Annotated in this window: 8 protein-coding genes and 1 pseudogene; all 9 read right to left on the bottom strand. The window is 57.6% G+C overall.

The window, feature by feature from the left end; all coding sequences use genetic code 11:
* Positions 1 to 480: 480 nt before the first annotated feature.
* Positions 481 to 600: a type I toxin-antitoxin system Hok family toxin gene (locus C6A40_RS24350; RefSeq protein WP_223156217.1), complete on the bottom strand. Its 120-nt coding sequence runs from the start codon at positions 598 to 600 to the stop codon at positions 481 to 483.
* Positions 548 to 697: pseudogene (locus C6A40_RS25420) on the bottom strand (DUF5431 family protein); the annotation flags it as partial. The pseudogene C6A40_RS25420 and the gene C6A40_RS24350, both read right to left, overlap by 53 nt.
* 169 nt (positions 698 to 866) lie before the next feature.
* Entirely contained in the window at positions 867 to 1,241 is a 375-nt protein-coding gene (locus C6A40_RS24340; RefSeq protein WP_023345473.1) for a hypothetical protein, read from the bottom strand.
* A gap of 55 nt (positions 1,242 to 1,296) precedes the next feature.
* Positions 1,297 to 1,623: a hypothetical protein gene (locus tag C6A40_RS24335; RefSeq protein WP_023327674.1), complete on the bottom strand. Its 327-nt coding sequence runs from the start codon at positions 1,621 to 1,623 to the stop codon at positions 1,297 to 1,299.
* On the bottom strand, positions 1,620 to 2,348 hold the full coding sequence (locus C6A40_RS24330) for a plasmid SOS inhibition protein A (protein ID WP_048209983.1): 729 nt from the start codon (positions 2,346 to 2,348) through the stop codon (positions 1,620 to 1,622). The genes C6A40_RS24335 and C6A40_RS24330 overlap by 4 nt, the downstream gene beginning before the upstream one ends.
* The gene (psiB, locus tag C6A40_RS24325; RefSeq protein WP_048209982.1) at positions 2,345 to 2,779 is read right to left on the bottom strand and encodes a conjugation system SOS inhibitor PsiB; all 435 of its coding nucleotides are present in this window, start codon (positions 2,777 to 2,779) and stop codon (positions 2,345 to 2,347) included. Before psiB ends, C6A40_RS24330 begins: the two co-directional genes overlap by 4 nt.
* 37 nt (positions 2,780 to 2,816) lie before the next feature.
* A complete protein-coding gene (locus C6A40_RS24320) occupies positions 2,817 to 4,829 on the bottom strand; it encodes a ParB N-terminal domain-containing protein (RefSeq protein ID WP_114191459.1) in 2,013 nt (670 codons plus the stop codon).
* 67 nt (positions 4,830 to 4,896) lie between these two features.
* Positions 4,897 to 5,262: a hypothetical protein gene (locus tag C6A40_RS24315; protein ID WP_015572064.1), complete on the bottom strand. Its 366-nt coding sequence runs from the start codon at positions 5,260 to 5,262 to the stop codon at positions 4,897 to 4,899.
* A 43-nt stretch (positions 5,263 to 5,305) separates the two neighbouring features.
* On the bottom strand, positions 5,306 to 5,617 hold a 312-nt coding region (locus C6A40_RS24310), incomplete at its 5' end, for a hypothetical protein (RefSeq protein WP_446717788.1).

Below are 5,617 nucleotides of genomic sequence, written 5' to 3'. Positions count from 1 at the left end.
GGGTGCGCAGCGGCCGCCCTGGCGGAGTGGGGCTCGACGACCGGACAGCAGCGCTGGCCGGGAGCCGAAGGGGGCCATCGCCCTGCCCGTTTTTTGGGTTATGGCCACTGAGCTGCAGCTGAGAAAGTTAACCAGCAGGACGCCGGATATAACGCCCGGGATGAAGAGCACAGGGAAAACCAGGCCGAAGCCAGAGACAGGCAGGTAACTCATGGCGCGCTGACTTCAGCAAAATCAGGCAGGAAAGGCCGGAGTGTTTACAAGGCGGAGGGAGCAGAGGGGCAGCGCCGAAGGCGCGTCCCCCTTCCCCCGTTCCCCGCAGGGGAACAGACCTTCCGGGTTGTTCATGCATGCGACTGCACCCTTCGGGATGGAAAAAGGGGCTACCGGTAAACCGGCAACCCCTTCATAAAGGCGCTTCAGGCATGTCCACACAGTCTCAGCCCCTGAATGGCGGGGGTTCCCCCCCGCCGGGGTTAGCTACTTAGCGGATTCGTAAGCCATAAAAGCTGCCACCTCCCTGTTCGTGTCCCTGTATCGGATTTCGCAGAGCGATTTCCGTGTCAGGTAAGTGAATATCAGCAGTGTGAGACACACTATTAATACGCACCAGAGCAGGGTATTTCGTGGCAGTTTCATGGCCTTCTTCTCCTTGCCTTGCGGCATCTAAGAGGCTATCCTGATGTTGTCTAGGCATACAGGTGGCCTCGTGGGTTAATGAAAATTAACTACGGGGCTTTCTGCTTTCTGCCACACAACACGGCAACAAACCACCTTCACGTCATGAGGCAAAAAGCCTCAAGCGCCACGTCGATTATACCGGGCAGGTGCTCTTTCTTACCAGGTATATCCACGCTTTATGCTGCTTAACGCCTGAAATATCTCAGGTATCCCCATCCCGCGATCACTACGCCCGTGACCAGCGCAAGATTGGGCAAAATGACGTCAAATGCACTTACAAATTCGGCATCAGAATTACCCTGCCCCCAGAATGCCAGCTTGTACCCGACGCCCCAGACAAAGAAGATGATCCCGGCACTCAGAACTCCGTATTTCATTACGCCGAGCAGGATTTCATCTAACCAGCCAGGCGGATCACGCCATGTGATGACCAGAGCTATTAGTGTGCAGATGATCTGGCCTGCATAATAACCAGGCGTACCATGCCATTCTGGCGCAGCATGCTTAACGATTAAATAGAACAGCACGTTCAGGAAGATAACGAGCAACCAGTACCTCATAATTCTGCTTTCCTTATATGTTTTGTCTGAGCAGTCAGACAACATTGTATCTGATTCATCGGGCGGACTTGCCATTGAAATATGCCTGACTTGCAGCCAGCTCACGCTCGATTAACTCATCGGCAAACAAAGGGGCAACACGATTAATCCGTGCCTGCATATTGCGCCTTCTCACTGCGGCTTTCCGTTCATCGCTCCAGCGCTGGATCTGTTTCTGACCGAGAAAATCCACGCAAACAGCGTAACCTGAGCCAGCAACCCAGCGTGCCATCACCTCCTCAGGTGCCGCCTGCCCTGCCTCCACGACAACTGAAACCAGCTCCAGTAGACCTGGGCAGGGCTTGTGCGGCAATTTCCAGCGCAGGGAATAGCGCCACTTCATACACCGCTCCGGTCAGCCAGCTTATTTGGCACCTGCCAGCGTTCAGCGACACGAACATGCTCAGGTGTTTCCCGGACAATAAACGGGATTTCATACATCACTGTATACAGCGGCTCACCGCTGATGCGAAGCCAGTCAAGTTCCTTCAGCGACGCGAACCGCGACTGCCAGCGCCAGAACGGTCCGGCAAGCTCTGCCGCGTCAAACTCGTCGCTCCACCGGGTGTACCAGGTGCAGACGGTTTCCGGAGACTGAAAATTCAGGTCAATTTTCGCCTGCTCCAGCAGGTTCTGGCGCAGTTTCCAGCGCTGTTCGTACTCACGAGACTGGCGGCGCAGCTGGCGCGTGGTCTTAATGCCGGACCGGTGCAGCCGTCGACCCGTGCGGGTGTGCATGACCTCAGGAAACAGTTCGGCCTGTACGTCAATCGTGAGCGGCAGCGGGCAGGCTTCGCCACTGGTGGCGATCATCGTGTTAAGCGCCTCCTCGACCTGTTTCAGGTTCGAATGACGGTTATTTGGCACCCAGTGCAGGCCAGGTATTTTACTGGCCACCGTGGCGTTGAGGCGTCCGCTGCCCGTGAGAAGACGCAGAAAGGTACGCACATACGGCATGGCGGGCAGTCGTGCGCCGCGTTCGCGGGCAGACTCAACATGGCTGATAGCCTGTATTGCAGCCTGACGGGCGGGCTTCAGGGAAACGAGCGCGTGTGAGGATGGGATCATGCTGTCACCTCCCCGCTCATCAGGTTCGCCACGGTGCGGGCAGTGCAGTTAAAGCGGCGCATACCTGCCAGCTGCGCGATCAGCTGGCTTATCCGGTCAGGCTGTAGCGTGTCACTCTGGTAAAGGGTACGCACCACTTCCCCACCGGAGGAGAGCAGTACCAGAAGCCAGTAAGGCGAGACTTCGCCGGGGCTGCACACGCACAGATGCCAGTCATCGCTGCCGTCCGCGCTGAAGCGGCACTGGACGGGGAAGAAGCCGCCGAACTCGCTGCGGTATTCGGCGCAGACGTGCCATCCTTCTGGTGTCGACAGGAGGCCGGTCACGGTATCGCTGAGGGCGCGGCGCGCGTCCTCGCCCTGCTGACGGATAAACTCCAGGTCGGAGGCGGTCAGTTTGTTGATTTGGTTCAGGTCATATTGCATAGTCATGTCTGTTCCCGCCGCCCGAAGGCGGCGGCCTCCGGTATTAAGCAGCGTGGTCAGTGGTGTGAGCGTCGGTTTCGGTGGCTTCTTCAGCCTCAGCGGTTGGTGATGTGCGCACCATCCAGTCAGGCAGCCAGCCCTGAGCATTCAGATCCTGCTCGGCGGCCTTCGCCGCATCGCGGCGCTTGAGCTTCACAATCTCTCCGGCGCGGGCACTGAGTCCGGCTTCTTCGTAGGCTTTGCCAATCTGGGCGATGGTGAGCTTGCCGAAGTAGCTCTCAGCATCCGGCTGCCACCATTTGCGCAGGTCAAAGTCCAGCGCCGCTTCCAGCCCGTCCAGTTCGCTTTTCTGCGTATGGTTGTACATACGTTCCTGAATACCGTTGATACCGTGCGCGGCACAGAATCCCAGCAGGGTGTTCACCTGCTCCGCTGACCATGAAAGCAGCCACGTGAAATCGAGATGCCAGTTTTCGGGCAGCGTTGCCTGAAGCGCCTCTTTCTGCGCTTTGAGCGCCGTCAGCGCCTTCCCTTCTTCACCGGATGGAGCCAGTGATGCAAGGTGATACTGATTCGAGGTCACATAGGCTTTCAGCGGTTGGCTGCGCTTGCCGTGGGTGCGATCAAAGAGCGCAAGACACAGCGTCCACGTCAGCAGCGCCACCGACACGTCAGGACGACCCGCCAGTTCGGCCTGAACAGCCAGAGTCCGTTCGGCTGACATGGCCTTAACCAGCGTTGCCGGATAGGCGTCAGCGGGAATGTCAGGCGTGGTGTATCTGATCACATTGCTTTCACGTTCCTGACGCGCCTGTTCTTCTTCTGCCCGGTCTTCGTCGGTCAGCCTGCGGATACCAGGCTGAACCCGAAAATTGCTACCGTCCCATGACACCCAGATTCCGTGCGCGGCGCGAAATTCCGGCGTGGCTTCGCGGTACTGCGCCTCGCAGTAAATGTCATCGATATCCTGCTGAAGCTCGTATTCGTCATCGTAGCTTTCAGTGGCTTCCATTTGTTCTTCCAGCTCACTGACGCGTTTCTGTTCTTCTTCCGTCAGGACAGCTTTCGGCATCGCAAAACGGTACTGTTCACCGTCCTCACCGCTGGCACGCAGTTCCGTCATACGGAACTCAGCCCAGCCCCAGCCCTGCTCCTGCTTAACGCGAGCGGCGAGCACGGTGAGCTTGCCAGCCAGCAGAGATTTAACCAGCGCCGCATCGGCAAAGGTGCTGTCCTTGTCGCTGAACAGGTCGGCGGTCAGCGTACCGCCAGCGGCGGTATAGGCTTCCTCGCCCACATACTCAAACATCGGGTGACTGATGGCCATCTTGTCGTCGGTCACCATTCTGCGCAGAGTCTGTACGGCTGGATCGCGCCACTGTTCAACAGCCTCTTTCCAGACCTGCTCCTGACGCTCATGGGTATCAGCAAGTGTCAGGACTTCACACTGTTCAAGGGAGATTGCATCCCGCGCCAGCGCATCCAGCAGGGAGGGGGCAAGATTCGCCAGCTTCAGGCAGCGCTGAACGTGGCGCGGGTGGTAGCCCATCAGTGCGCCGATCTGAGAGGCCGTTTTACCTTCCTGCTGAAGGGTACGAAAACCGATAATCTGCTCGGCGGGATGCATGTTTTTACGTCGACCGTTCTCGATCATCGAGGCCGCCACAGCCATCTCCACGGGCAGGACTTTCACCGGAACAAACGGCGTGTCCGCATCGAGCACACCGCGCATCACCAGAATGCCTGTGCCTCTGCGGCGACCTTCCCCGCCGACAATGCCGATCGTACCGTCCGGCAGTTCTGCACCGATCAGGTTCTGCAGGATGCCCATTGCCTGAATGCTGTCTGCCATCTCTTCCACTTCCTGATCGGTATGCGGAATGATGCGCGTGTTTAAGCCAGTGTGTGACAGGCGGGAGTACGGGAAGATTTGCACGGGCGTATCAGCGAGCAGCCGGACGAGTTTCTGCTCGGTAGACTGCGCGATTTTTTCCGCAGATTTTGTCTGACGGGTGGTCCTGGCTGGTTTTTTTGCCGTAGTATTGGTGGCGACCATGATTTTTACCTCTCAGTGATAGTTGTGGTTAGCCGTGGCCGGAGTGCGATCCGGTCACGGCACCCGGTTAACCGGTAATGCGTTTCGGGTGTGCTGCCAGTGCTCCAAAGGACGGATAGCCATCAAGAAGCTGCATCATGACTTTTGCCCCTTCCAGCATCGCTTTATCCGTTACGCTGCCGCTGTTTTCACACACGTTGATCGTTGCCACGATCCCCGATTTCACATCTGAAAAACGCTCATACATGCGGTTGCTGAACAGGACTCGTTTGCCTCCTGCCATCACCTGCCAGTTGTTGCAGTCATTAAATCGGGTGTCCACGTTGTCAAACTCGACCACGTGGGTGTCGCTGGCCTGAATGCGCAGCAGCTTCACGATTTCGGTGCTCTGCCCGACCTTACGGGTCGCCGGACGGGTGTTAAGGTTCTGCATGTTTCCTCCTTCTCTGGGTTAAGGCCGGACATCCGGCCTCCGGTTAAAGCTGCACGTATTGCAGATTGCGTTTCAGTTCAAAAAGAAAATCCGGTTCAAACGACCAGGCGCGCCAGTTAAGCGTTCCGTTGGTGCGGATCTCCACCTGCACGTCGCCGTATCGGGACACATCGGACAGGGTGACGGTGACCCCCGCCTTCAGCGAAGTGGCCTGAGCCACCCACTCCCGTGCGACAGAAACAGGGTTTTGTTCTTCCCCCATCTTCCTGGAAGATTCCTGAGCGGCGGTTTTGACGTTGACGTTTCGTGTGTGCATCCTGGTTTTCTCCTGTGGTGATGGCTGGCCATCTCCCTG

This window comes from Enterobacter sp. GER_MD16_1505_Eko_090, assembly GCF_003331015.1.
Lineage (GTDB): Bacteria > Pseudomonadota > Gammaproteobacteria > Enterobacterales > Enterobacteriaceae > Enterobacter > Enterobacter roggenkampii.
The sequence above is the reverse complement of the archived record's forward strand: the minus strand, read 5'-3'. Positions and strand labels throughout refer to the sequence as shown.

Excerpts from the sequence above, each read along its gene's own strand:
- psiB (WP_048209982.1), bottom strand. The coding sequence starts at position 2,779 with ATGACTATGCAATATGACCTGAACCAAATCAACAAACTGACCGCCTCC.
- C6A40_RS24320 (WP_114191459.1), bottom strand. The coding sequence starts at position 4,829 with ATGGTCGCCACCAATACTACGGCAAAAAAACCAGCCAGGACCACCCGT.
- C6A40_RS24340 (WP_023345473.1), bottom strand. The coding sequence starts at position 1,241 with ATGAGGTACTGGTTGCTCGTTATCTTCCTGAACGTGCTGTTCTATTTA.
- C6A40_RS24330 (WP_048209983.1), bottom strand. The coding sequence starts at position 2,348 with ATGATCCCATCCTCACACGCGCTCGTTTCCCTGAAGCCCGCCCGTCAG.
- C6A40_RS24315 (WP_015572064.1), bottom strand. The coding sequence starts at position 5,262 with ATGCAGAACCTTAACACCCGTCCGGCGACCCGTAAGGTCGGGCAGAGC.
- C6A40_RS24335 (WP_023327674.1), bottom strand. The coding sequence starts at position 1,623 with ATGAAGTGGCGCTATTCCCTGCGCTGGAAATTGCCGCACAAGCCCTGC.